Consider the following 23,363-nt stretch of genomic DNA (forward strand, 5'->3'; position numbering starts at 1 on the left):
GACAGCACCCACGGCACCACCCCACCAGGCACGGCCCCCACCAACCCGGCCCCCACCGGCTCGATCGCCTCGGGCTCTCCAGGCCTCGGCCCGGCCCCGGCGGAGTCGGCGGTCTCGAACTCCGGAGCCTGCTCCACGACGACGTGCGCGTTCGTACCGCTGAGGGCGAACGCCGACACGGCGGCCCGCCGGGGTCTCCCCGTAGCCGGCCAGGGGCGTGCCTCCGTCAGCAGCTCGACCGCGCCGGACGACCAGTCCACCTCGGGCGACGGCTCGTCCACGTGCAGCGTCTTGGGCATCATCCCGGCCCGCATCGCCATCACGGTCTTGATGACCCCGGCCACCCCGGCCGCCGCCTGGGCGTGGCCGAGGTTCGACTTCAGCGACCCCAGCCACAACGGCTCGCCCCCGGCGCGCTCCTGGCCGTAGGTGGCGAGCAGGGCCTGGGCCTCGATCGGGTCGCCCAGCCGCGTCCCGGTGCCGTGCGCCTCGACCAGGTCGACCTCTGCCGGGGACAGGCGCGCGTCGGCCAGCGCCTGCCGGATCACCCGCTGCTGCGAGGGGCCGTTGGGCGCGGTCAGGCCGTTGGACGCGCCGTCCTGGTTCACCGCAGAGCCCCGGATCACCGCCAGCACCGGGTGCCCGAGCCGCCGCGCGTCCGACAGCCGCTCCAGCACCAGCACGCCCGCGCCCTCTGACCACCCGGTGCCGTCCGCCGCCGCGGCGAACGACTTGCACCGCCCGTCCGGCGCCAGCCCGCGCTGCCGGGAGAACTCCACGAACACCCCGAGGGTCGCCATCACGGCCGCGCCGCCGGCCAGCGCCAGGTCGCACTCGCCCGACCGCAGCGCCTGTCCGGCCAGGTGCATCGCGACCAGCGACGACGAGCACGCGGTGTCCACGGTGACCGCCGGCCCCTCCAGGCCCAGCGCGTAGGAGACCCGGCCCGAGGCGATGCTCGCAGCGGTGCCGGTCAGCTGGTAGCCGTCGGCGCCGCGCGCGAACTCCTCGCCCGTGCCGTAACCGTGGACGGTGAGCCCGAACAGCACGCCGGTCCTGCTGCCGCGCAGCGTGTGCGGGTCGATGCCCGCCCGCTCGATCGCCTCCCACGAGGTCTCCAGCAGCAACCGCTGCTGCGGATCCATCGCCAGCGCCTCACGCGGCGAGATGCCGAAGAACCCCGCGTCGAACTCCGCCGCGTCATACAGGAACCCGCCGCCACGCGCGTAGAACGTGCCCGGCCGGTCCGCCTGCGCGTCGTAGAGGCCGTCGACGTCCCAGCCGCGGTCGCCGGGGAACGCCGCGATCGCGTCACCGCCGTCGGCGACGAGCCGCCACAGGTCCTCGGGCGAGGAGACTCCGCCCGGGAAGCGGCACGCCATTCCCACGACCGCGATCGGGTCGCCGGCGGCCCGCTCCATCTCGTGCAGGCGTTGCCGGGCCTCCTGCAGGTCGGCGACGGCTCGCTTGAGGTAGCCGCGGAGCTCGGCCTCGTTCCCCATCGTCGTCTACCTCCATCGCATGGCGACGCCCGACAGGTCGTCGTATCGGCGTCCGATTCGAAGAGCTCGCGCGGAACCGCTCGTCCGGTCAGGGATTCCGCGCGCGGACGGGCGGTCCCTCACGTCCGCGGCGACCATCGATCGCCGATCTGGAAAGGGAAGTCCCCCGGCTTCGCACACTCCGACACGTCGTCAGCCAAACACGTCCGGCCACACGATCCATGGCGTCCCGGTCCCAAAACCGGCCCGGGAATCTGGTGGCCCAGACCAAGAGGTCCGGGGCCGTCCGAAAGGCTTCCCGGCCGCCGGGCAGGCGCCGTCGACCACATGCGCGGAGGGCCGCCGGTGAGACCGCGAGCCGGTCACGATCGGCCTCCCCCGGCCGTCGTCACCTTGGGGTCGACCGACCACATGCGCGCAGGACCGCCGGTGACACCGCGGACCGGCCGGCCGTCGTCGCTCCGAGGTCAGGGATGGAGCTCTTCCTTGAACTCGTGGAGGGAGTCGAGGCTCATCGTGGTGGCGTGGTGTTTGCCGCCGCCCCATTCGGGCCGGCGATCCAGCAGCTCGGGCCACGCGGTGGCCACCACGAACAGCGGCACGGCCCCCGCGTACTCGGTCAGGTCCTCGACGAAGTCCAGCAGGCCGTTGTCGGCGCGGTGCAGGTCGTTGATGGCGAGCACCAGCGGGCGTTCGAGCGCGGTCCGCTGCAGAAAGCGCCGCCAGGCGGCCAGCGCCTCGCCTTCCAGGGGCAGGCGCGAGCCGCTCGGCGGGCGGCCGCCGAGCGACCGGCGGTCGCAGTACTCGCCGATCAGCGGGCTCAGCTTGGAGATCAGCCAGTCGGCGTCGACGCCGACGCCGGAGCCGGCCAGCCGCCGGATCGTCACGGCGAACTTGCGCCGCGCGGTGCCCTCGGCGTCGGTGGCGGCTATCTCGCAGCAGGCCGCCAGCACCTCGCCCTGCAGTTCCCGGGAGCTGTCCCCGGAGAACCGGGGGCCCTGCACCCGCACGAAGCGGACCTCGTCCTGGTAGCAGGCGACGCGGTGCTCGAATCCGGCCATGAAGTGGGTCATCTCCAGGCCCGGCGCCCCGAGCACGGTGACGAGGTGCGGTCTGGCCCGGTGCCGGACGTAGTCCAGCAGACCGTCGAGCACCTTCAGCTCGCGTTCCACGACCGGCGCGACGGGCCAGCCGGCACGGTCGTCACGGGTGCTCAGCACCCGCCATCCACGTGCCGGGGTCCGCTCGTAGTCGATCTCCACTCGCGACGATCGCCGGGTGGTCGGGCACACCAGGATCTCGCCCGGCGAGGCCTGCGACAGCAGGGCCTGGCACTGGACGAGCAGCGCGCCCCTGACCGCCGGAGCGTCGTCGGCGACGGCACGGCGCATCACGCGCGCCTGCCCCGTCGCCGCCGCGAGGTGGATCGCCGGGGCGCGCCCGCCCGCCGGCCTCGCCGAGCGGTCGAGCCGGTCGCGAATCGCCACGGCGGTCCGCACGGCCTGCGCCGCGTCCTCGTCGTGCCAGCCGGACGCGCCGAAGACGACCAGCGACTCCGCGCCGACCGAGGCCACGACGGTGCCTCCGAAACGGTCGGCTTCGCTGCGGATCGTCGCCTCGATGCTGTCGAGGGTGTCGTCGATGCCCTCCGGATCGGCGCCCTCGCCCTCCTCGCCGAAGCGGGTGCGCACCATGATGACGCTGAGATTCGTACGCTCCGCCGTAGCGGCCGTCTCCGGTGGCGGCGCGTCCCGGTCGCCCTGGGCCTGGCCGGGTGCCGTGGCGGCGGCGGAAACCACGGCCCGTCCCGGCAGGTCCGGCGACACCAGCGCGGGGTCGTGGACGAGGATCGAGTGCTGCAGCGTCTGCAGGCTGCGCCCGGGTTCGAGCCCGAGCCGCTCGACCAGCGTCGAGCGTGCCCGCGCGTAGACGCCCAGCGCGTCGACCTGCCGCCCGCTCCGGTAGAGCGCGAGGATGAGCAGGTAGCAGAGCCGCTCGCGCAGCGGCTGGGCCTCGAACATCATCTCCAGCTCGCCGAGCACGGCCTGGTGGCGCCCGTTGGCCAGCTCGGCAGCGAAGTAGTCCTCGACCACGTCCAGCCGCGCGTTCTGCACGGCGGTCAGTTCCGGCCAGGTGACGCCGCTCTCCACGAGGTCCGCCAGCACGGATCCGCGCCACAGCCCGAGGGCGTCCCGCAACGTCACCGCGGCCTTCTCGAACGAGCCGGCCGCCAGCTCCGCGCGGCCCGCCTCGGCCCGGCGGGTGAACTGGAAGAGGTCCACCTGGTCGGGCTCGACCCGCAGCACGTAGCCGGGCGACCGGGTCAGCAGCACGGACGACCCGGTGTCGCCGTCGTGGTCGGCGAACACCGCGCGCAGCCCCCGCACCGCGTTCTGCACGATCTTCCGGGCGGTCGGCGGCGTGCTCTCCCGCACCGACCACAACGCCTTCAGCAGCTCGCTGGTGGCCACGACCCGATTCGCGTGTAACAGCAGCAGCCCCAGGGTGGCTCGCTGGCGGGCACCGCCGAGGCTGACCTGCCTGCCGTCGCGAACCACCTCCAAGGGCCCGAGGATCCGGAACTGCATGCCCGGCGACCGCCGCTCATCGGCTACGAGGTGGCCCATGTGGCTTCCACCGACCCGCGCACACGCAGTTCGGGAGCGAGCACCCGCATGGTGCTCGGCGGTTCCTGCCGCGCCGGGGTCAGGTGCAGGCGCTGGACGCCGTCCGCCGCCGGGAGGGCCGACCGGCAGGCGCAGTCGTGGTCGCCGAAGCCGGCGAACCTGTACGCGACCTCCATCATCCGGTTGCGATCCGTCCGCACGAAGTCGGCGATCAGGTGCACCCCGGCCCGCGCCGCGGAGTCGGTGAGCCACCGGAGCAGCACCGCGCCCACCCCGAACGAGACCACGCGGCAGGACGTCGCCAGCAGCTTCACATGCCATACCAGGGCGAACTTCTCGATCAGCATGACGCCGATCGGGCCGTGCGGGCCGAACCGGTCGGTCAGCGAGACGACCAGCACCTCGTCGCGCTCGGTGGAGAGCAGCGAGCGCAGGGTGTCGACCGGGTAGTGCACGCCGCTGGCGTTCATCTGGCTGGTGCGCAGGGTCAGCTCCTCGACCCTGACGAGCTCCTCCTCGCGCGCCCTGCCGATCCGCATCACCAGGTCGAGCGTGCGCAGGAAGTCCTCGTCTGGCCCCTGCCACTCCTCACGCTCGGCCTTGCGGCGGAACCCCGCCTGGTACATCTCCCGGCGCCGCCGGGCGTCGACGGTCACCACCGCCGGGGTGAACTCCGGCAGACCCAGCAGCTCGAGCACCTGCTCGGCCGTGTAGCAGCGCACGTCGGGCAGGTGGTGCGCCACCTCGGCCCGCTCGCTGGGAAGGTCGTCGACGAAGGCCATGGTCTTCGTCGCGAAGTTCAGCTCGTCGGCGATCGCCCGGACCGCGTCTGACTTGCGGCCCCAGCCGATGCGCGGCAGCACGAAGTACTCCGCGAGCCCCAGCGCCTCCAGCCGCGCCCACGCGTGGTCGTGGTCGTTGCGGCTGGACACCGACTGCAGGATGCCGCGCGCGTCCAGTTCGATGATCACCTGCCGGACGGCCTCGGTCACCTCGACGTTCTCGTCCTCCAGCAGGGTGCCGCCCCACAACGTGTTGTCGAGGTCCCACACCAGGCACTTGATCAGCGGCTGCTCGCCGGTCGCCACGGCCGCAGTGGCCGCTCGCTCCTCCGCCTGGGTCACGAGGCCACCGCCAGCGCGTGCTCGGCCAGCGTGAGCTGGCAGATCTCGGTGCTGCCCTCGATGATCTCCATGAGCTTGGCGTCCCGGTACGCGCGCGCGACGACGTGGCCGTCCCGCGCGCCCGCCGAGGCCAGCACCTGTACGGCGCTCGCCGCACCGCGCGCGGCGTTGCCCGCGGCGACGTACTTGGCGAGGATCGCGTCCATGACCAGGCCGGGCGACCGGCCGTCCCAGGCGCGGCTGGCGTGCTCGCACATCTGCGTGGCGATCCGCTCGGCGGCGTAGAGGTCGGTCAGGTGGCGCGCCACGAGCTGGTGCCGGGCCAGCGGCGTGCCGAACTGCTCGCGTGTCCTGGCGTGCCCCGCGGCGGCGGCGAGGCAGGCGCGCAGGATGCCGACGCATCCCCAGGCCACCGACAGCCGGCCGTAGGTGAGCGCGATGCTGGTCAGCAGGGTGAGCGACTGGCCGGGCACCGCGAGCACGTTCTGCGGGGGCACCCGCACCGAGTCGAGCACCACGGTGGAGTGCCCGGCCGCGCGGCAGCCCATCGGCGACGGGACCGGCTCCACGCGCACGCCCGGGGCGGTCACCGGGACGACGGCCACCGCGCCGCCGCCCTCGTGGCGGCCGAACACGACGACCAGGTCGGCGTACGCGGCGGCGGTGATCCATGTCTTGACGCCGTCGACGATCATGTCGTCGCCGTCCCGCCTGACCTCGGTGGTCATCGCGGAGAGGTCGCTGCCGGCGTCCGCCTCGCTGAAGGCCACCGCGGCGAGCGCGCCGCCGGTGAGCCGGCTCAGGTACTCCTCGCGCAGCGCCCGGGTGCCGAACCGCTGGATGGTCCACGCGGCCATGCCCTGCGACGTCATCACGCTGCGCAGCGAGCCGCACAGCGAGTTGGCGTGCGCGGCCAGCCGTCCGTTGTCCAGGCCGGACAGGCCGAGCCCGCCGAACTCCGGCCGCACCTCGGCGCAGAGCACGCCCTTGGCGCCCAGGCCGCGAAGGACGTCCACCGGGATCTCGCCGGCCAGGTCCCACCCCTCGGCCGCGTCGGCGGCGGTCTCGGTCAGCAGGGTGGCCAGTTCGTCAAGCACCGGGATCACCCGGCCGCAGTCGCATCACCAGGGCGCTCATCGAGCGCACCGTCCTGAAGTTGTCCAGCACGAGGTCGGGCCCTTCGACGAAGACGCCGAACGTGCTCTCGACGAAGACCACGAGCTCCATCGCGAACAGCGAGGACACCACACCCAGCTTGAACAGGTCGGCGTCCGGGTCCCACGTCTGCTTGGTCCTGGACTCCAGGAACTTCTGCAGCTTCTCCTCGATCGTCTCGACCGTCAGCTCGGCCGACGCCGGCTCTGTCATCGCCGCACCCCCTCATCCGTTTCCCGCGCCGGTGCCGGCGCGGCTAGCCGTGTCTCTTTCGGGCCAGGGTGACGCCGTCCGCGACGACGAGCATCGCGAGGTCCACCCGCTCGTCCTCCCGCAGCGCCGCGTTGAGCTCCCGGATCGCGACCGTGTCGGCGTCCTGCGCCTCCGGGTCGACGACGCGGCCGAAGAACAGCGTGTTGTCCAGCACGACGAGCCCGCCCGGCCGCAGCAGCACCAGCGCGTCCTCGTAGTACCTCGGGTAGCCGGCCTTGTCGGCGTCGACGAAGACCAGGTCGAAGGTGCCGGGCCCGGGCTCGGCGGTCAGGGCGGCCAGGGTCTCCTTCGCGTCGCCGATCCGCAGCTCGATCCGGTCGGCGACGCCGGCCCGTTCCCAGTACCGGCGGGCGATCCTGGTCCACCGCTCGTTGATGTCGCAGGTGACGATCCGGCCGCCGGGCGGCAGCGCGCGGGCCATGCACAGCGTGCTGTAGCCGGTGAAGGTGCCGATCTCCAGGACGCGGGTGGCGTTGGTCAGCCCCACCAGCAGGCCCAGCAACTGCCCTTCCTCGGGCATGGTGACCATCGCGTTCAGCGCCGGCATGCCGGAGGTCTCCTCGACCAGCTCGGCCAGCAGCGTGTCCTCGCGCAGGGAGACGGCCCGGACGTAGTCGAGCAGGCCGTCGCTCAGTTCAACCTGGCCCGCCATCATCAGGCTCCGGCGTACTCGTAGAAGCCACGCCCGCTCTTGCGGCCGAGGTCGCCGGCGTCGACCAGGCGCAGCAGCAGATCGCATGGCCGGGACGCCTCGTCGCCGGTGCGTTCGTGCAACACGCGCAGGGAGTCGACCAGGTTGTCGATGCCGATCAGGTCGGCGGTCTTCAGCGGGCCGGTCGGGTGGCCGAGGCAGCCCTCCATCAGCGCGTCGACGTCCTCGGCGCTGGCCCGGCCCTCCTCCACGACCCGGGCCGCCTCGTTGATCATTCGGTGCAGCACCCGGCTGGTGACGAACCCGGGGCCGTCCCCCACCACGATCGGGCGGCGGTTCAGCCCGGCCAGCAGCTCCGCGACGGCGGCCATGGCCTGCTCGCCGGTGTTCGGGCCGCGGATCACCTCGACCGTCTTGATCAGGTACGGCGGGTTCATGAAGTGGATTCCCGCCAGATGCTCCGGGCGGGTCACCTGCGCGGCGATCTCGCCGATCGGGATGGAGGAGGTGTTGGAGATCCGCACCGTGCCCGCGGCCACGATGCCGGCGATCTCGTTCTGCAGCTTGATCTTCAGCTCGGCGGACTCGGTGATCGCCTCGATCACGGCGGTGGCGCTCGCCGCGTCGGCGACCGAGCCCGTCGTCACGAGTTCGCCGACCGGGCCGTTACGCGGCAGCGCGCCCATCATGTGCGCGAGCCGGAGTTCCGTCCGCACGCGTTCACGGGCGGTGGCCAGCTTGGCCGGGTCGACGTCCACCAGGACCACCGGCACGCCGCTTCCGACGGCCAGGGCGGTGATGCCCACCCCCATCACGCCGGCTCCGAATACCGCGATCCGACGCGTGCTCGTACTGCCCATCAATGCCACCTCTTCTCAAGCGCCCCACCCGCGGAGAAACGTTCGTGACAATTCAGGTCGTCGATGTCGGCTGCTTCGGCGCACCCCCGAGGCCGGCTCGCTCAACGGGTACGATGATTCCTTTGGAATCAGCGACGAGCGCCGATCCGAGCCGGGGATCAGTAAGTCATGCGGTCGCCGCGTACCCCAGTGGAGAAGACGACATCCACCATTAACCCCCATCAATCGACCATCCGCGATTGATCTTGTCAGGAAGCCGGGTGTCCGGCAAGACCCCGATTTGGGACGGCCCAAGCCACGCGAACGTGTCGGGCTGACCAGCGCTTACTCGGCTGCCGCCCTGGTCGCGCCATCGCGACGAGCGGGACATTCGATGCAAACAAGGTAGGAAAGCGGCAGGATTTGGCCGGATCCGGACAGAATTTTCTTGCTGACCCCTACCCGTTCATCCCGGTAAGCGATCTTTCCGCGAGGGCGCATCCGACCGGCGAACGGGTGCGCGCGCCGCACCATGCGACGCGTGTCCAGGCCGTCACGGAATTGTGTGGTGCCCTCGTTTCACCGATCCAATCTTCAACCACTTGGATTTCAATTTCCGCAGAGTATAACCGGGCCTCCGGCATCGTATGGGTATACGAGTATGAACACGCCTGATTCCCGAAACACGGCAAGAGACCGGCGAAAACCGGTCGTTCGCCCGCACGGAACACGCCCGCCGGGAACGTCGGCGCGTGACGCCGGAGCCCGCTCCGCTCCCCGATGCCCCTCGCCCGTTCGAACGCCTCAGTGGCCCGCCCCGTCAGCCGCGGCCGCCGGCCCGCGCCCGGGTGCCGGCCGTGCCGCGCGCGAAAGCCTGCCGGGTGGAGCGGACCCCCTACCCGTTCTCACCGCAGCCGCTATCGTCGCGTGAATGGATGAGCGTGTCTGGATCCTGCGTTCCGGCGAGGAGGTCGTCGGCGCGATCCACGTGAACGACGGCGAGTTCCCCTGGCTGTCGGGCCGATTCATCCGCCGCCCGGCCTTCGCCCGCTTCGAGCAGCTGTTCGCCGACGAACTGGTCCTGGTGAAGACCGCCGGAGACGACGCCCTGCAAGCCTGGGCCAGCGTCTACGACCGCATCAACGCCGCGCTCGACCTGCTCACCCCCGACGGCGAGCGTGTCGCCGAGTTCCTGCTGCACATCGACGGCGAGCGAGCCTGGTTCCGCTGGAACGACGTCCCGCTGGAGGAGCAGTAGCCGGGCGGCGATGCAACTTTCACCCTCGGCGCCGCGCCCGTCCGCCCGCGGCCGTGCTGACCTGAGACGTGTCCGCCGCCGGGCGGGCCGCCACGAGCGGGGGTTTGAAACCCTCACCGGCCGGTCTAGCGTCTGGAGCCGGACCGGACTGGAGATGCCATGACCGACGAGTTGTCCCGCAGGCGCCTTCTGGCGACGGGAGGCGTCTTCGCCGCCGCCTCCCTCACCGCCGGCCCCGCGCGGTCGCACGCCGCCTCCGCCCGCCGCGCGGGGGCACTGGCCGGCCCCGCGGTGACCCGGATCGGCGACACGACGCTCGACCCGTCGGGCCTGTACTTCCTCTCCTACGACGGCCTGGTGAACATCGAGTCGTTCCAGCTCAGCGGCATCCTCACCCACGGGTCCCGCCAGTACGCGGCCTGGTACACCTCCAGCCGCCACGCGGTGCTGGCCCGGCGGTCGCTGCCCGGCGGGGCCTGGCAGTCGTTCACGCTGCCGCACCAGCTCAGCACGAACGACTCCCACAACGTGATCTCGCTCGGCGTCTCACCCGCCGACGGGCGGCTGCACGTCGCCATGGACACCCACAACAGCACCATCTGGTACACCCGGTCGGCCGCCGGGCAGCTCGGCGACGCGGCCTGGTCGGCCGGGCGGTTCGAGACCCTGCAGCGCACCCTCGGCGGCCTGTCGCTCGGGAGCATCACCTACCCGCAGTTCGTGCTCGCGCCGAACGGACGGCTGCAGCTGAGCTACCGCACCGGCGGCTCCGGCAACGGCGTCAACCGGCTCGCCGAGTACGACGGCTCGTGGCGGGCGCTCGGCGCCTGGAGCGGCGCGACCGGGTCGTACACCGCCCGCGGCGTCACCAGCACCACCCGGAACATGTACCTGCACGGCCTCACCTACGACACCCGCGGCCGGCTGCACGCCGCCTTCACCTGGCGGGAGGGCAATTCCGGTGTGCTGTGCGCCGCCGGGGGGCTCGCCAACCACGACACCGGCTACGTCTACAGCGACGACCAGGGCCGCACCTGGCGCAACAGCGCGGGAACGCAGGTCGGGACCACCGGCGGCACCCCGGTGTCGGTCGGCTCGCCGGGCCTGGTGGCCGACCCGATGACGGTGGACCACGGCCTCATGAACCAGGAGGCCCAGGCGGCCGACTCGGCCGGCCGCCCGCACGTGATCATCAGCTACGTACCCGGCAGGTTCACCCAGTGCGTGTCCTCCTACGCCGCCCAGCGCACCTCGTACGCCAGGGCCTTCCACGTGCGCCGGGACGCCTCGGGCACCTGGCGCAAGACGGAGATCCCGTTCGCGCTCAACTCCACCGGCCGCTCCCGCCTGGTCTTCGACGCCTCCGACAACGCCTACGTGGTGCTCCCGTTCGCGCGCATCGTCGCGGCGTCAGCCGAGAGCGGCTGGTCGGACTGGCGGATGCTGTTCGACGGCGCGGGCCTGAACGCCTTCGGCGAGTGCACCGTCGACTACCCCCGGGTGGCCGCCGAGCAGGTGCTGTCGGTGATGTTCCAACAGCGGTCGAGCGGCACCGCCCCCTCCCCGGTCCGCGTCACCGACTTCCGCCTGGGCGTCTGACACCCCCGCCGACCCGGCTCGCCGTTCGCGAGTCGTACGAGGTGCGCGTCACCGCGGCGATCATCGCCGGAGCGGTCGCCGAGACCCTGCGGTACCGGGTCGACAACGAGGGCGAGCCCGATCTGGGCGCCCTCCCGCACCGGACGCCGGAGCTCATCACCCCCGTCCTCGTCTCCGCCGTGCTCGCCCTGCTGTTCACCCCCCGGACGGCACCCGCGCGGAGCCGGTGACCGATGTGCCGGGTCGTGCCCTATTCGGTGCTGTGCGTGTTGAGCGCCTGGCGGAAGACGACTTTGGCGCGGTAGTTCCCCTGCAGTTCCGGGTCCTCTTCGACGTCGGCGCTCAGCACGTCGATCTGCGCGTCCTTGCCGAAGAACTGCGTCGCCGCGTGCAGCGCCCGGGACCGTACATCGGCGGGGGTGCGTCCTTCGACGTTCACCCGGAGATCGAGGCGGAAAAAGGGGGTGGTCATGGCGGGCCTTTCCCGAGGGGTCGAGATGATCTCTCGCAAGCGTAACCCGATGCGCGGCCTATCCCAGGCGCGCGGGGCGACCCGGTCGCAGCGCGGTCGTACGACGCCGGGACGCGTATCCGGCTGGGCTACGGCACGAGGAGTAGCGGGAGACGGGACGCAGCGCTGATGAGCCGGGCCAGGCTCGTCCCTAATGTGCTGGTTGCTGGGACTGGAACGGGCGCGAGCGGCGCCCGGAGTCGTCCCTCGCGTGGCTCTCGCCACGTTTCGCCGCATACCCGCCACAGGAGGCGTCCCATGCTCGACACGCGTGTCACGACCCGGCGCCGGCGCCTGCCGTCGCGGCTGGTGCCGTTGGCCCTGAGCCTGGTGGCGTGGCTCGCCGTCGGCGTCGCGGGGCCGCAGCAGGCCCAGGCTCAGACGCAGACCGGCGACCCGCGTCACCACCACCGGTACCTGGGGACGTGGAACTACGACCAGCCCGTGCGCGAGAGCATGCGGAACATCGCGGTCGTCAGCTGCCCGGACGGCGGGAACTGCCGTCCGGGCCCGCCGTTCCACATCCCGCAGATCGGGACCATCGTGTTCTCCGAGGCCGCCGGCGGCGGGATCGTGGGGCGCACCGACCAGGGATGCACGTGGACGTTCGGGGTGCGCTCCGCCTCGCTGGAGCTGGATCCCCCGTCCCAGCGCTGCTTCAACCAGGTCATCGGGTCGGCCTACACCCTCACGAAGTGGTCGGTCACCGTGTCCGGGAACCGCGAGCGGGAGGCCATCGAGGGCGTCAGCCACCAGCCGACCGGCGACTACACCTTCCGGCTCGACAAGGGCGGCCGCACCAGGGTGACGGGGAACGCCTGGGCGCAGGCGCGCGAGGTCTTCCCGGGGACGTGGCGGTACGACGCGTCCGACCCGCAGTCCCGCGTGAACCTGCTCACCACCCGGTACACCGACCCCGACGGGCAGGTGCGGGTGGTCCAGGCGCCGCAGCAGGGTCCGATCACGTTCAGGACCGGCCGCGGGAGGACCATGACGGCCCGCACCGAGAACGGATGCGACTGGACGCTGGTCGCACGCGGCAACACGGCCGAGCTGGAGCCGGCCGGACAGACCTGCCGCACGGCGCGGGGCACCACCAGGCTCACGTTCTGGGCCGTCGCGAGCGACGGCCGGCACCAGGCGTCCATCATGGCCGGTGTCGACGAGAGCGGCGGGAGCTTCCTGCTCAGCATCGGCAGCCTCACGAAGCGGTGACCCGCTGACACCGGCGTGGGCACGGCGGGGGTCCGGCGCGCCGGGTCCCCGCCGTCAGGTGCCCGGCCCGGTCGCCCGATGCCCCGGGCCGGGCGCGGGCGGAGCCGGGCGCGACACGTACGCCCCCGGCTCCGCGGTGCCGTCAATGCCTCGATCGGGTCCAGCCGTCGGCGGCGAACCGGTTCGCGTCGCGCGGGTGCCGGTCGTCGAAGTGGACGCCCGGCCCGCTGATCCGGACGCCGTCCACGTAGACGCCGCGGCCCTGGTAGAGCGGGTCGGTCACGTACCGCCACCGCAGCCCCGTGGTCCCGGCCGGCAGGCCGGCCGTCGCGCGCAGCCACCGGCGGCCCTCGAAGCCCGAGAACCTGCCGTCCGACGACCAGCGGTGCGGGCCCGCGCTCAGCTCCATCGACACCGGGCTCCAGGTGGCCCCGGCGTCGGTGGACGCCTCCAGGGAGGCGACGTCGGAGCCCGCCTCCGTGTCGTACCACAGGGCGAAGGAGAGCCGCCCGCCCCGCGGCGCGGCGACCGGAAGCGTGAGCGTCGCCGTCCGGGCGTCCCCGACCCCGGAGAACCACGCGTCCCACCCTTCGGCGGGCCGGACCGGGACGGCCAGCGCCAGGTCGCGCGCGACCGCCACCCGGGCCGGGTTGTTGGAGCCCCAGTCGCGGCTCGGGTGAACGCGGTTGGTCAGCAGGATGACGAACGAGCCGGACAGCGGGTCGATGACGAACGACGTCCCGGTGTAGCCGGTGTGCCCGCCGGTCACCGGTGAGGCCAGGGCGTCCATGTACCACCTCTGGTCGAGGTCGAAGCCGAGGCCGTGCGCGTTGGCGGGGAAGGCGGTGTTGAAGTTGGTCAGCAGCAGCCGCACCGAGGCCTCCGACAGGACGCGCGCCCGGCCGTGGTGACCGCCGTTGAGCAGCGTCTGGGCCAGGACCGCCAGGTCGCGGGCGGTGGAGAAGATCCCCGCGTGGCCCGCGACCCCGCCCAGCGACCAGGCGTTCTCGTCGTGCACCTGGCCCCAGACCATCCGGCGGTCGGGCTCCGTCGTGGTCTGGTACTCGGTGGCGGCGATCCGCGGCCTGAGCGCCGGGTCGGGGTTGTAGCCGGTGTCGCGCATCCGGAGCGGCCCGGTCAGGCTCTCGGCGACGACCTCGTCCAGCCGCTTGCCGGTCACCCGCTCCACGATCACCCCGAGCGTGATCAGGTTGAGGTCGGAGTAGCGGTAGACCGTGTCGGGCGGGTTCGACGGCGCGACGTTCCAGGCCGCGGCGTACCGTTCCTCGACGGTCGGCTGGTTGTACAGCGGGATCCACGCCGGCAGCCCCGAGGTGTGGGTGAGCAGGTGCCGTACCGTGATCGCCTCCTTGCCGTTCGCCGCGAACTCCGGGATGTACGTGGTCACCGGCGCGTCGAGCCCGATCAGGCCCCGCTCCACGCGCTGCACCGCCACGATCGAGGTGAACAGCTTGGACACCGACGCCATGTCGAAGATGGTGTCCGCGCGCATCGGGATCTGCTGGTCCGGCGGCAGCTCGGTGGGCTGGGAGTCGGCGTAGCGCACCGCCTTGCCCATCGCCTCGTGGACGGCGACCACGCCGTCGCGCCCGGCGATCACGACCGCGCCCGCGTACAGCGGCCGGGCCGGCGACGGCTCCATGAACCTGGCGGCGTCGGCCGCGATCCGGTCGACGTGCTCGGGGACCAGGCCCGCCATGAGGGCGTGACCGTACCGCAGCTCCTTGTTCGCGAAGCGGACGTCGGCGGCGGTGGCGGTGGGCGGGCCGTCGACGGCCGCCGCGGCCGACAGCGGGATCGCCACGGTGAGCGCCACCGCGGTCACCAGGACCGGCAGGACTCTCACCACTGGCTCCGTCCGCGGTAGAGGAGGTACTTCTCGCGCTTCGCGGCGAACGCCCTGAGCGCGCCGGCCCAGCCGGCCTCGACCTGGTCCGGGCTCTTCCCGGCGTCGATGTCGGTGCGGACCTGGGTCGAGCCGGTCAGCTTGTCGATCCAGTACGGCCGGGCCGGGTCGGAGGTGTCGAACCGCCACGCGAAGTGGTCCGGGTAGAGCCGCCTCACCGTGACGAGCATCGCGATGCCCGTCTTGACCGGGTCGAACGCCTCCCGGTCGGTGACGTACAGCTGCACGCCGCCGCACAGGGTGTTCAGGTGCTTGGAGAACGTGGGCGTGAAGTAGGCCAGGCGGAACCCGGCGCCGGGCAGGCGCAGCGCGTTGAGCGCGTCCGCCCAGCGGTGGTCGCCGTACGGGGCGCCGACGAGCTCGAAGGGCCGGGTCGTGCCGCGTCCCTCCGACAGGTTGGTGCCCTCGAACATGCAGGTGCCCGGGTAGGCGAACGCGGTGTCCACGGTGGGCATGTTCGGTGACGGCATGACCCACGGGAGGCCGGTGTCCTCGTACGCCATGTCGCGCCGCCAGCCGCGCATCTTCACGACGGTGAGGTCCGCCGGCTGGTCCAGGAACTCGCCGTTGAACAGCTTCGCCAGCTCGCCGACGGTCATGCCGTGCGCCTGCGAGATCTCCCTCCGGCCGACGAACGTGGAGAACTCCGGCGTCATGACCGGCCCGTAGGCCCGGCGGGCGGTGATCGGGTTGGGCCGGTCCAGGACGACGAACCGCTTGCCGGCCAGCGCCGCGGCCTGCATGGAGTCGTACAGCGTCCAGATGTAGGTGTAGAAGCGGGCGCCCACGTCCTGGATGTCGAACATGACGGTGTCCACGCCCGACCTGGTAAAGACGTCGGCCAGCGCCTGGCCGGTCTTGAGGTACGTGTCGTAGACCGGCAGCCCGGTCTGCTCGTCCACGTAGAACCCCTCCGAGCCGCCGGCCTGTGCCGTGCCGCGGAACCCGTGCTCGGGGCCGAACACCGCGACGAGGTCGATGTCGTCACCGGCGGCCATCACGTCGACCTCGTGGCGGAGGTCGGGCAGGATGCCGGTCGGGTTGGTGACGATGCCGGTCCTCTGGCCGCGCACGAGCTCGTAGTCGTCGGACATCAGGGCCTGGACGCCGGTCTGGAAGTCACGGGACGGTGGACGGGGGTCGCGCGGGGGGATGCCCATGCCCGTGCCCGCCACGGCGGCGGCCGCGGTCGACAGCACGGCCCGCCGGGAGAAGAGTCGGCCCATCAGGTGTCGCTCCGTTCCGGGGAGAGTCGGTAACGCAGGCCGTGTCCGTAGGGGTAGAGGACGGAGCCGTCGGCGGCCGGGATGGTCACCGGCAGCCTGCCCGTGGGGCGGGTCTGGCCGAACAGCACCCGCGCGGCGGCCTCCATGGCCGGCTTCTCCCACGAGTACGTCGCCAGGTACGCCGGGGCGCCGGGGAAGTCCGCGATGTCGTAGGGGTTGCGGGCGGCGACGATGACGACGGGCTTGCCGGTGGCGAGCAGCGCGTTGACCAGGTCGCGCTGGGCGGCCGAGGTCTTGGAGTTCACGGTTGCGACCACGACGGCGTCGGCGGCGCCCGCCTTGGCCACCGCGGCGGCGACGGTGGCCGGGGTGGGGGCCGTCCCCGTCTCGAACAGCTCGGTGGTGACGCCCCGGCCGGCGATCGCCGCGGCCAGCCGCTCGGCGGGCGGGATCTTCACGGACGGCGGCGTGACGTTGCGGTAGCCGGTCACCAGCACCCGTCCCGTGCCGGTCAGCGGCAGTGCGCCGGCGTCGTTCCGCACGAGCGTCACGCTGTGGTCGGCGACCACGCGGGCGAGCGCCCTGTGCGCCGGGGTGCCGACGCGGCCGGGCACCTGGCCCTCGTTCACCTGCTGGTCGCCGCGGAAGAGACCACGCTTCTTCTTCAGGCGCAGGACCCGGTAGACGGACTCGTCGATGCGCTCCTCGGTCAGCTCGCCGGTGCGGACGGCGTTCAGCACGGCGTTGTAGGCGACGTCGAGCGACATCGTGCTGGCCGTGTCGTCCACGATCATGACCATGTCGACCCCGGCCTTGAGCGCGAGCACCGGCACGCGGTCGTCGCCGTACTTGTCACGCACGCCCTGCATGGCCAGCGAGTCGGTGACCACGACGCCGTCGAAGCCGAGCTCGCCGCGCAGCAGCCCGGTCATGATCTCCGGGTCGAGCGTCGCGGGGTCGCAGCCCTCCTGGGTCTCGACGTCGCAGTCGCTCTGCAGGTGCGGCATGACGACGTGCGCGGTCATGATCATGTCGGCGCCCGCGGCGATGCCGGCCCGGAACGGCGGTGCGTCGATCCGGCGCCACTGCTCCTTGGTGTGGAAGATCCACGGCACGCCGGTGTGGCTGTCGGTGACCGTGTCGCCGTGGCCGGGGAAGTGCTTCATGGTCGCCGAGACGCCGCCCAGTTGCAGGCCGCGGACGGAGGCCCGCGTCAGGTCCGACACCAGCCCGGCGTCCTCCCCGAACGAGCGGACGCCGATGACCGGGTTGCCCGGGTTGGTGTTGACGTCGGCGACCGGCGCGTAGTCCTGGTTGATGCCGAGCGCGGCCAGCTCGCGGCCGGTGACCGTGCCCGCGGCGAGCGCCAGGGCCGCGCTGCGGGTCGCCCCGAGCGCCATCTGCCCGGGGAACGCGGTGAACGGCTCGTCCAGCCGGTAGACGGCGCCGTGTTCCTGGTCGGTGGCGAGCAGCAGCGGAATCCTCGCCGGCTGCGCCAGCGCCGCCCGCTGGAGGTCGTTGGAGAGCCCCGCGACCTTGACGGGGTCGTTGAGGTTGTTCGCCCACCGGAAGTAGAGGATCGCGCCGAGCTTGTACTTGGCGACGAGGTCGTCGCCGTTGCGGACGTCCGGTCCGTACATCGCCTGGTTGGCGGCCACGTCGGCCGGGGCGGTCGTGTCCCCGCTCTCCCCGTAGACGTCGGCCACGAAGAGCTGACCGACCTTCTCCTCCAGGCTCATGCTCGCGATCTTGCCGAGAATCCAGGGGTCCTTCCCCCTGTCGGCGTGCGCGACCGGCGCCGCTCCCGCCCAGAGCACCACCACCGCCGCCGCAAGAGCCGCTGACCGCCGGTAACGCATTCGTCCTCCAACCCCTCGCATGTACGTAAATTTCATGCAAGGTCATCACGTTGCCTGAAAGTTACTTACATCCGATCGGATGGTCAACGCTTTCTTGACGGGGACTCACGTCCGCGCGCACCAATTCCCGCGAACGCGGGAAACGGCCTCTCCTCGTGTGCGAGACGGGGCCGGTGTGGCCCGTCGGGGCACCAGTGCGCGTCTCTCGCCGTGCCGCGCTGAGAGCCGTGTCCCGTCCCGGCCTTCGGGCGACAAAAGCTGGAGCCCCGAAGTTGGCGTCCCGGCCACCGCCGCGAACGCCACATATCGACGATCGCGGCTGGCCGGGGCCGGTGCGTGGCCGTCGTCACCCGGTTCGCGGCAGCGTTCTCCGGGTGACCTGGCCGGGGAAAACCGCTCGCCCCTCCCGCCCGCCCTGAGCCAACATGGCCGTAGCCGTGGCCATTCTTTGGGGGGCGGATCGCTGTGCGCGGATCATTGGATTCCGGAGACGAACCACCCGCCCGAAGGTCGGCCGTCCTGCTGGCGCTCCGGTATTACAACGAGGAGCTGCTGAGACAGCGGCGGGTCGCCGCGCCCGCGCTGATCACGCCGGCGCTGGGCAACATCTGCCTGTTCTACCTGGCGCCGCTGGCGGTGGGCGGCATCGTGGGGCGTCTGGCGGAGGGCGGGGACGGCACCCTCGGCGTGCTCCTGCCGTACGTGCTCGGCTTCGCGGGGTGCCTGCTCGCGGGCGAGGTGCTGTGGCGGGTGGGCCTGCACTTCCTGTTCCGCACGGAGGCCCGGGGCATCGAGCGGCTCGGCACGATGGGCATGGAGAAGCTGCTGGCCAAGGAGGCCGCGTTCTTCCACAACAACTTCGCCGGCGCGCTGACCAAACGGGTGCTGAGCTTCTCCAACGGGTTCGAGGGCTTCACGGACACGCTCACGTTCTCGATCATCGCCAAGGTGGTGCCGCTGGCGTTCGCCTCGGTGGTGCTGTGGCGGTACCACCCGATGCTGGTGTTCGTCCTGCTGGGCCTGATCACCCTCACCGGCTTCCTCGTCGCCCCGCTGATCCGCCGTCGCCAGAAGCTGGTCGACCGGCGGGAGGCCGCCAAGGTGCGGGTGTCCGGCCACGTCGCCGACGTGCTGGGCAACATGGACACGGTCCGCGCGTTCGCCGCCGAGGACCGCGAGGGCCTGGAGCACCAGGCCCGGCTCGCCGAGCAGCGCAGGCTGTCGCTCCGGTCCTGGGACTACGGCAACCTCCGGGTGGACACCGTCGTGGCGCCGCTGTCGATCATCACCAGCACCGTCGGCCTGCTGCTCGCCGTCACCCTCCGCGGTGGACTGGGAGTCGAGGCGGTCGTGGTGACGTTCTCCTACTACGCGAACACGATCAACCTCATGTTCGAGTTCAACCAGATCTACCGCCGCATGGAGAGCGTGCTCACCGAGTCCGCCCAGTTCACCGAGCTTCTCCTCACGCCGCCCAGCGTGGTCGATCCCGACGAGCCGCAACCGCTGCGCCCGGCCGACGCCTCAGTCCACTTCGAGCGCGTGAGGTTCGCGCACGCCGGCAGCCCGCTCCTGTTCGACCGCCTCGACCTGCACATCCCCAGCGGCACCAAGATCGGCCTGGTCGGCCGGTCCGGCGGCGGCAAGACCACCCTCACCCGCCTGCTGCTCCGCCTCATGGACATCGACGGCGGCCGCATCCTGATCGGCGGCCAGGACATCACCCGGCTCACCCAGGCCGACCTGCGCAGCCTGATCGCGTACGTCCCCCAGGAGCCCGCCATGTTCCACCGGTCGCTGCGCGACAACATCGCCTTCGCCCGGCCCGGCGCCACCGACGCGGAGGTCTACCGCGCCGCCCAGGCGGCGCACGTCACGGAGTTCGCCGAGGCCCTGCCGAACGGCTTCGACACGCTGGTCGGCGAGCGCGGCGTCAAACTCTCCGGCGGCCAGCGCCAGCGCGTCGCCCTGGCCCGCGCCATCGTGCGCGACGCGCCGATCCTGCTGCTGGACGAGGCCACCAGCGCCCTTGACTCCGAAAGCGAGATCCTCGTCCAGGAAGCCCTGTGGACCCTGATGCGCGACCGCACCGCCCTGGTGGTCGCCCACCGCCTGAGCACCGTCGTCCGCATGGACCGCCTGGTGGTCCTCGACCAGGGCCGCATAGTCGAACAGGGCACCCACCACGACCTCCTCCAGACCCAGGGCCCCTACGCCCGCCTGTGGCACCACCAGTCCGGCGGCTTCCTGATCGAAGACCCCGCCTCCGACCCCGTCAACCGCTGACTCCCACGCTCACCGCCCTCCGGTGAGAGACCGCCGGGATCTCGTCGTCCCGCCCACGGCCGCCCTACGGTGCCCTCGTGGGACGAATCGATTCGACGGCGGTTGCCTGAAAGTTTCAAAGGCGGCGCCCGGGCGTGGCCGGGCCGCTCACGCAGGCCAGATGCGCGAGTGAGGGGCCGGCCCATGAAGGGCCCCTGACGCCGCGAGGGCCAAGCCTTGACAGGTCTCGTCACGGTCGGATTTGCTCCCCTGCACCGCCGCCTCCAGTCGCCCAGAAAACGAGAGGTCGATCGCGCGGCGTCAAGTTAGCGCTAACACTCCGAAATCGACGCACCGGCTTGTGCGCCGGCAGGCGGGTCGAATTTCGACGGGCGGGACATCGCGCGCGACGTCGACCCGGTATGCGTCGAGCCGGACAGACAGAGTCCGACCGACCGACGAGCTTTCACCACCGGAAAGGTGGAGGAAATGGCTTCCCCATCCGCGTGTGCCACCCTGACAACGGCAAAGGAAGTTGCGTGATGTCGAGGAAACGGTCCCTCCTCACCGCCATCGCGACCGCGGCCCTGCTCGTTCTCGCCACGTCGGCGCAGATGGCGCTGGGTGACAGTGCGGCCACCTCGCCCACCCGACAGAGCGCTCTCGCTCCCACCGCCGGATGCGGGAAGGCTCCGACGCTGAGAAGCGGAACGCAGTCGATCACCTCCAACGGGAGGAATCGCAGCTTCATCCTGAGGATTCCCGACAACTACAACAACGCCACCCCCTACCGGCTCGTCTTCGGGTTCCACTGGAACGGCGGAACCGCCAATGACGTCGACTCGGGCGGCACCAGCGGGTATCCGTGGTCCTACTACGGGCTCCGGGCGTTGTCGAACAACACCGCCATCTTCGTCGCACCTCAGGGCACCAACAACGGCTGGGCCAACCCCGGCGGCGAGGACACCACCTTCGTCGACGACATGATCCGGCGCATCGAGTCCGACCTGTGCGTCGACACCTCCCAGCGCTTCGCCCTGGGCTTCAGCTACGGCGGCGGCATGAGCTACGCGCTGGCGTGTGCCCGGGCGACCGTCTTCCGCGCGGTGGCGGTCTACGCCGGCGGACAGCTCAGCGGGTGCAGCGGCGGCACCGAGCCCATCGCGTACATCGGGCTGCACGGCCTCAGGGACCCGGTGCTCAACATCTCGACGGGCCGGTCGCTGCGCGACAGATTCGTCAAGAACAACGGCTGCACGGCCCAGAACCCGCCGGAGCCGGCGCAGGGCAGCCTGACGCACATCGTCACCTACTACTCGGGATGCCGGGCCGGGTACCCGGTCGCCTGGGCGGCCTACGACGCGGGTCACACCCCCGGCCCCGTGGACGGGAAGTCCGGCGACTTCGAGCCCGGGGAGAACTCCTGGACCAGGCCGGTGGTGTGGAGCTTCTTCACGCAGTTCGGAGGCAGCACTCCGACGCCCACCCCCACGGTCACACCCACGGGCAACCCGCCGGCGACGAGCGCGCTCAGGGGCACGGGGTCGGGGCGGTGCCTGGACGTCAACGGCGCCTCACAGGCCAACGGCGCGCAGGCGCAGATCTGGGACTGCAACGGGCAGGCCAACCAGCGGTGGACCTCCACCAGCGCGGGTGAGCTGCGGGTCTACGGCAACAAGTGCCTGGACGTCAGCGGCGCGGGCACGGCCGACGGCACCGCCGTCCTCATCTGGGACTGCAACGGCCAGAACAACCAGAAATGGCGCCTGAACACCGACGGCAGCATCACCGCGCTCGGGGCCGACAAGTGCCTGGACGTGTCCGGGCTCGGCACCGCCAACGGCACCAAGGTGCACATCTGGACCTGCACCGGCGCCTCCAACCAGAAGTGGACCCGAGCCTGACGGCAGCTGACAGCCTGGTACGACCCGCCACCCCCACCTTGGCGGCATCCGGACGACGGCCCCCGCCGGTAGCCGGTGACGGCTGACGCACTACGGCCGGCCGGGCACGCCTCTCCGGGGCGACGGCGCGATCCGTTCGCAGACGGGTGACACGTCTGCGAACGGATCGCGCCGGTCCCTTCGAAGCGATCCCATCGTCAAGGCTGAGGCCGTGGTGGGGCAGCACCGTCGAGTCCGGATCCCCCGGCCTCGAAGACCGCGCTCCAGGCCGTGGTCAGCACCGTGGCGGTGTGGTCGTCCAGGAGTCGCGGCGCACCGAACGCCATCGCCGCGTCGAGCAGCGCTGCTCCGGCCGTCCACCAGGGATTCAGCAGAACCCTGTCGCCCTCGTCGTCGACGCCGAACGCCCCCTCGCCGCCGCGGAGTCCAGCGCTCTTGCCGACCGCGCGCCAGACCAGGGAGAATCCGTCTCCGATCGGTGAGCTGAAGGGCCCGGCCCCGGGGATCGACAGGGTCGACGCGTGATCCCGGCCCAGGTATGGCCCGCCGTTCGGCTGCCCGGCGAGCCACCGGTCCCACGCCCTGCCGTACTCCCGGTCTGCCGCGTGATGGCGGGCGGACGCGAGCCCGCGGGCGCCTCTCCCATCCAGGGCCATCCCGGCGGCCAGGACGCGGATCACCGCGTCCCCGTGCGGGCCGAAGAGCACCGACGGGGAGATCTCCTCCAGCACGTCGACGGCGATGGCGCGGGTGTAACCGGCGTCGGGCCGCAGGTTCCCGGCGGCGCGCGCCATGGCGGCACGCTCCTCATCCGTCGCCGGAGGCACCACCTCGGCCCGGAACAACCGGCCCGGCCACCGGGTGGGGAGAACTCGCTCCAGTGTGTGGCTGACCAGGATGTAGGGCGGCCCTGACGAGGGCAGCGTCACCCTCGCACCCGCCACCGCCGCCTTCAGGTGGTCAGGGGCCTCGTCGTCGACGAAGAGGAAGCCCGCCACCGTGTGAACCTCAGCGAGCTCCCCCACCGCCACCCCTCACGACCTGTGTCCCGTCACGCCACCTGCGGTGGCACGAACCTACTGGTCAGCCGGCTTCGCCGACAATGCCCGGCTCCCACCCCGCCGGCCGATCACCTCGACGATCTCGCGGTGGGCGCACGATCTTCACGGAGCCGCGGGCCGGGTGCCGTGCGGCGGCGTGGTGGGCGTTCAGGGCTTCTGGAAGTAGAAGCGGTAGTCCTTGCCGTCGTAGAGCATGGCGGCGCCGCCGACGGAGAGTGACGGTATTTCGGTCGTCCGCAGCTCCACGAGTCCATACGCGCGAGCCATGCCGGGCGGCTCGCCCGCCTCGACGTACAACCCGTACCGCGAAGACGATTCGGCACCGCGTGAAACACGCGGACGGCTGGTTCAGGCCGCCGGGGTGTC

General features: G+C 71.7%; 18 protein-coding genes. 6 read left to right on the forward strand and 12 right to left on the reverse strand.

Translation table 11 applies throughout. The features are described from left to right. From PYR91_RS23560 to PYR91_RS23590, 7 genes are all read right to left on the reverse strand, one after another. On the reverse strand, positions 1-1,502 hold a 1,502-nt coding region (locus tag PYR91_RS23560; RefSeq protein WP_279782877.1), incomplete at its 3' end, for a beta-ketoacyl synthase N-terminal-like domain-containing protein. Positions 1,503-1,969: 467 nt separating this feature from the next. Continuing rightward, the gene (locus tag PYR91_RS23565; RefSeq protein ID WP_279782879.1) at positions 1,970-4,129 is read right to left on the reverse strand and encodes a BTAD domain-containing putative transcriptional regulator; all 2,160 of its coding nucleotides are present in this window, start codon (positions 4,127-4,129) and stop codon (positions 1,970-1,972) included. Then, positions 4,114-5,253, reverse strand: a complete 1,140-nt coding sequence (locus PYR91_RS23570; protein WP_279782881.1) for an HAD-IIIC family phosphatase — start codon at positions 5,251-5,253, stop codon at positions 4,114-4,116. Before PYR91_RS23570 ends, PYR91_RS23565 begins: the two co-directional genes overlap by 16 nt. Continuing rightward, positions 5,250-6,350 carry an acyl-CoA dehydrogenase family protein gene (locus PYR91_RS23575; protein ID WP_279782883.1) on the reverse strand — a complete coding sequence of 367 codons (1,101 nt, stop codon included), beginning with the start codon at positions 6,348-6,350 and terminating at the stop codon, positions 5,250-5,252. The genes PYR91_RS23570 and PYR91_RS23575 overlap by 4 nt, the downstream gene beginning before the upstream one ends. Continuing rightward, the gene (locus tag PYR91_RS23580) at positions 6,343-6,621 is read right to left on the reverse strand and encodes an acyl carrier protein (protein WP_279782885.1); all 279 of its coding nucleotides are present in this window, start codon (positions 6,619-6,621) and stop codon (positions 6,343-6,345) included. The genes PYR91_RS23575 and PYR91_RS23580 overlap by 8 nt, the downstream gene beginning before the upstream one ends. Before the next feature lie 43 nt (positions 6,622-6,664). Continuing rightward, entirely contained in the window at positions 6,665-7,333 is a 669-nt protein-coding gene (locus PYR91_RS23585; protein ID WP_279782886.1) for a class I SAM-dependent methyltransferase, read from the reverse strand. Between the two features lie 2 nt (positions 7,334-7,335). Then, positions 7,336-8,193 (reverse strand): 3-hydroxyacyl-CoA dehydrogenase family protein, encoded by an 858-nt coding sequence (locus PYR91_RS23590; protein ID WP_279782888.1) that lies wholly within the window; start codon positions 8,191-8,193, stop codon positions 7,336-7,338. Positions 8,194-9,103: 910 nt separating this feature from the next. On the opposite strand from PYR91_RS23590, the gene PYR91_RS23595 reads away from it, so the two are divergent. The 3 genes from PYR91_RS23595 (at position 9,104) to PYR91_RS23605 (ending at position 11,259) form a co-directional block, all read left to right on the forward strand. Further along, the gene (locus tag PYR91_RS23595; protein WP_279782890.1) at positions 9,104-9,430 is read left to right on the forward strand and encodes a hypothetical protein; all 327 of its coding nucleotides are present in this window, start codon (positions 9,104-9,106) and stop codon (positions 9,428-9,430) included. 159 nt (positions 9,431-9,589) lie between these two features. Next, complete coding sequence (locus PYR91_RS23600) at positions 9,590-11,029, forward strand: BNR repeat-containing protein (RefSeq protein ID WP_279782892.1); 1,440 nt, start codon at positions 9,590-9,592, stop codon at positions 11,027-11,029. A gap of 41 nt (positions 11,030-11,070) precedes the next feature. Then, the gene (locus PYR91_RS23605; protein ID WP_279782894.1) at positions 11,071-11,259 is read left to right on the forward strand and encodes a hypothetical protein; all 189 of its coding nucleotides are present in this window, start codon (positions 11,071-11,073) and stop codon (positions 11,257-11,259) included. Positions 11,260-11,279: 20 nt separating this feature from the next. Here PYR91_RS23605 and PYR91_RS23610 read toward each other — a convergent pair whose 3' ends face one another. Further along, positions 11,280-11,501 carry a hypothetical protein gene (locus tag PYR91_RS23610; protein WP_279782896.1) on the reverse strand — a complete coding sequence of 74 codons (222 nt, stop codon included), beginning with the start codon at positions 11,499-11,501 and terminating at the stop codon, positions 11,280-11,282. Positions 11,502-11,798: 297 nt separating this feature from the next. Between PYR91_RS23610 and PYR91_RS23615 the strand changes: the two genes are divergently transcribed. After that, the gene (locus PYR91_RS23615) at positions 11,799-12,755 is read left to right on the forward strand and encodes a hypothetical protein (RefSeq protein ID WP_279782898.1); all 957 of its coding nucleotides are present in this window, start codon (positions 11,799-11,801) and stop codon (positions 12,753-12,755) included. A gap of 142 nt (positions 12,756-12,897) precedes the next feature. On the opposite strand, the gene PYR91_RS23620 is transcribed toward PYR91_RS23615, so the two are convergent. From PYR91_RS23620 to PYR91_RS23630, 3 genes are read right to left on the reverse strand one after another with little or no spacing between them, the layout of a single operon-like run. Continuing rightward, positions 12,898-14,622, reverse strand: a complete 1,725-nt coding sequence (locus PYR91_RS23620; protein WP_279782900.1) for a serine hydrolase — start codon at positions 14,620-14,622, stop codon at positions 12,898-12,900. Beyond that, positions 14,619-15,908, reverse strand: coding sequence for a DUF1343 domain-containing protein (locus tag PYR91_RS23625; protein ID WP_279782901.1), 1,290 nt, complete (start codon positions 15,906-15,908; stop codon positions 14,619-14,621). The genes PYR91_RS23620 and PYR91_RS23625 overlap by 4 nt, the downstream gene beginning before the upstream one ends. Beyond that, the gene (locus tag PYR91_RS23630) at positions 15,908-17,767 is read right to left on the reverse strand and encodes a glycoside hydrolase family 3 protein (protein ID WP_279782903.1); all 1,860 of its coding nucleotides are present in this window, start codon (positions 17,765-17,767) and stop codon (positions 15,908-15,910) included. Before PYR91_RS23630 ends, PYR91_RS23625 begins: the two co-directional genes overlap by 1 nt. Positions 17,768-18,244: 477 nt before the next feature. Here PYR91_RS23630 and PYR91_RS23635 point away from each other — a divergent pair, with 477 nt between their 5' ends. Together PYR91_RS23635 and PYR91_RS23640 are read left to right on the forward strand one after the other, a co-directional pair. Next, on the forward strand, positions 18,245-20,053 hold the full coding sequence (locus PYR91_RS23635; protein WP_279782905.1) for an ABC transporter ATP-binding protein: 1,809 nt from the start codon (positions 18,245-18,247) through the stop codon (positions 20,051-20,053). A gap of 521 nt (positions 20,054-20,574) precedes the next feature. Next, entirely contained in the window at positions 20,575-21,936 is a 1,362-nt protein-coding gene (locus PYR91_RS23640; protein ID WP_279782906.1) for a lectin, read from the forward strand. 197 nt (positions 21,937-22,133) lie between these two features. Here the strand turns inward: PYR91_RS23640 and PYR91_RS23645 are convergent, their stop codons facing one another. Next, positions 22,134-22,961, reverse strand: coding sequence for a hypothetical protein (locus tag PYR91_RS23645; RefSeq protein WP_279782908.1), 828 nt, complete (start codon positions 22,959-22,961; stop codon positions 22,134-22,136). Positions 22,962-23,363 lie beyond the last annotated feature (402 nt).

The sequence above is a fragment of the Sphaerisporangium sp. TRM90804 genome (assembly GCF_029846175.1).
Classification (GTDB): Bacteria; Actinomycetota; Actinomycetes; order Streptosporangiales; family Streptosporangiaceae; genus Sphaerisporangium.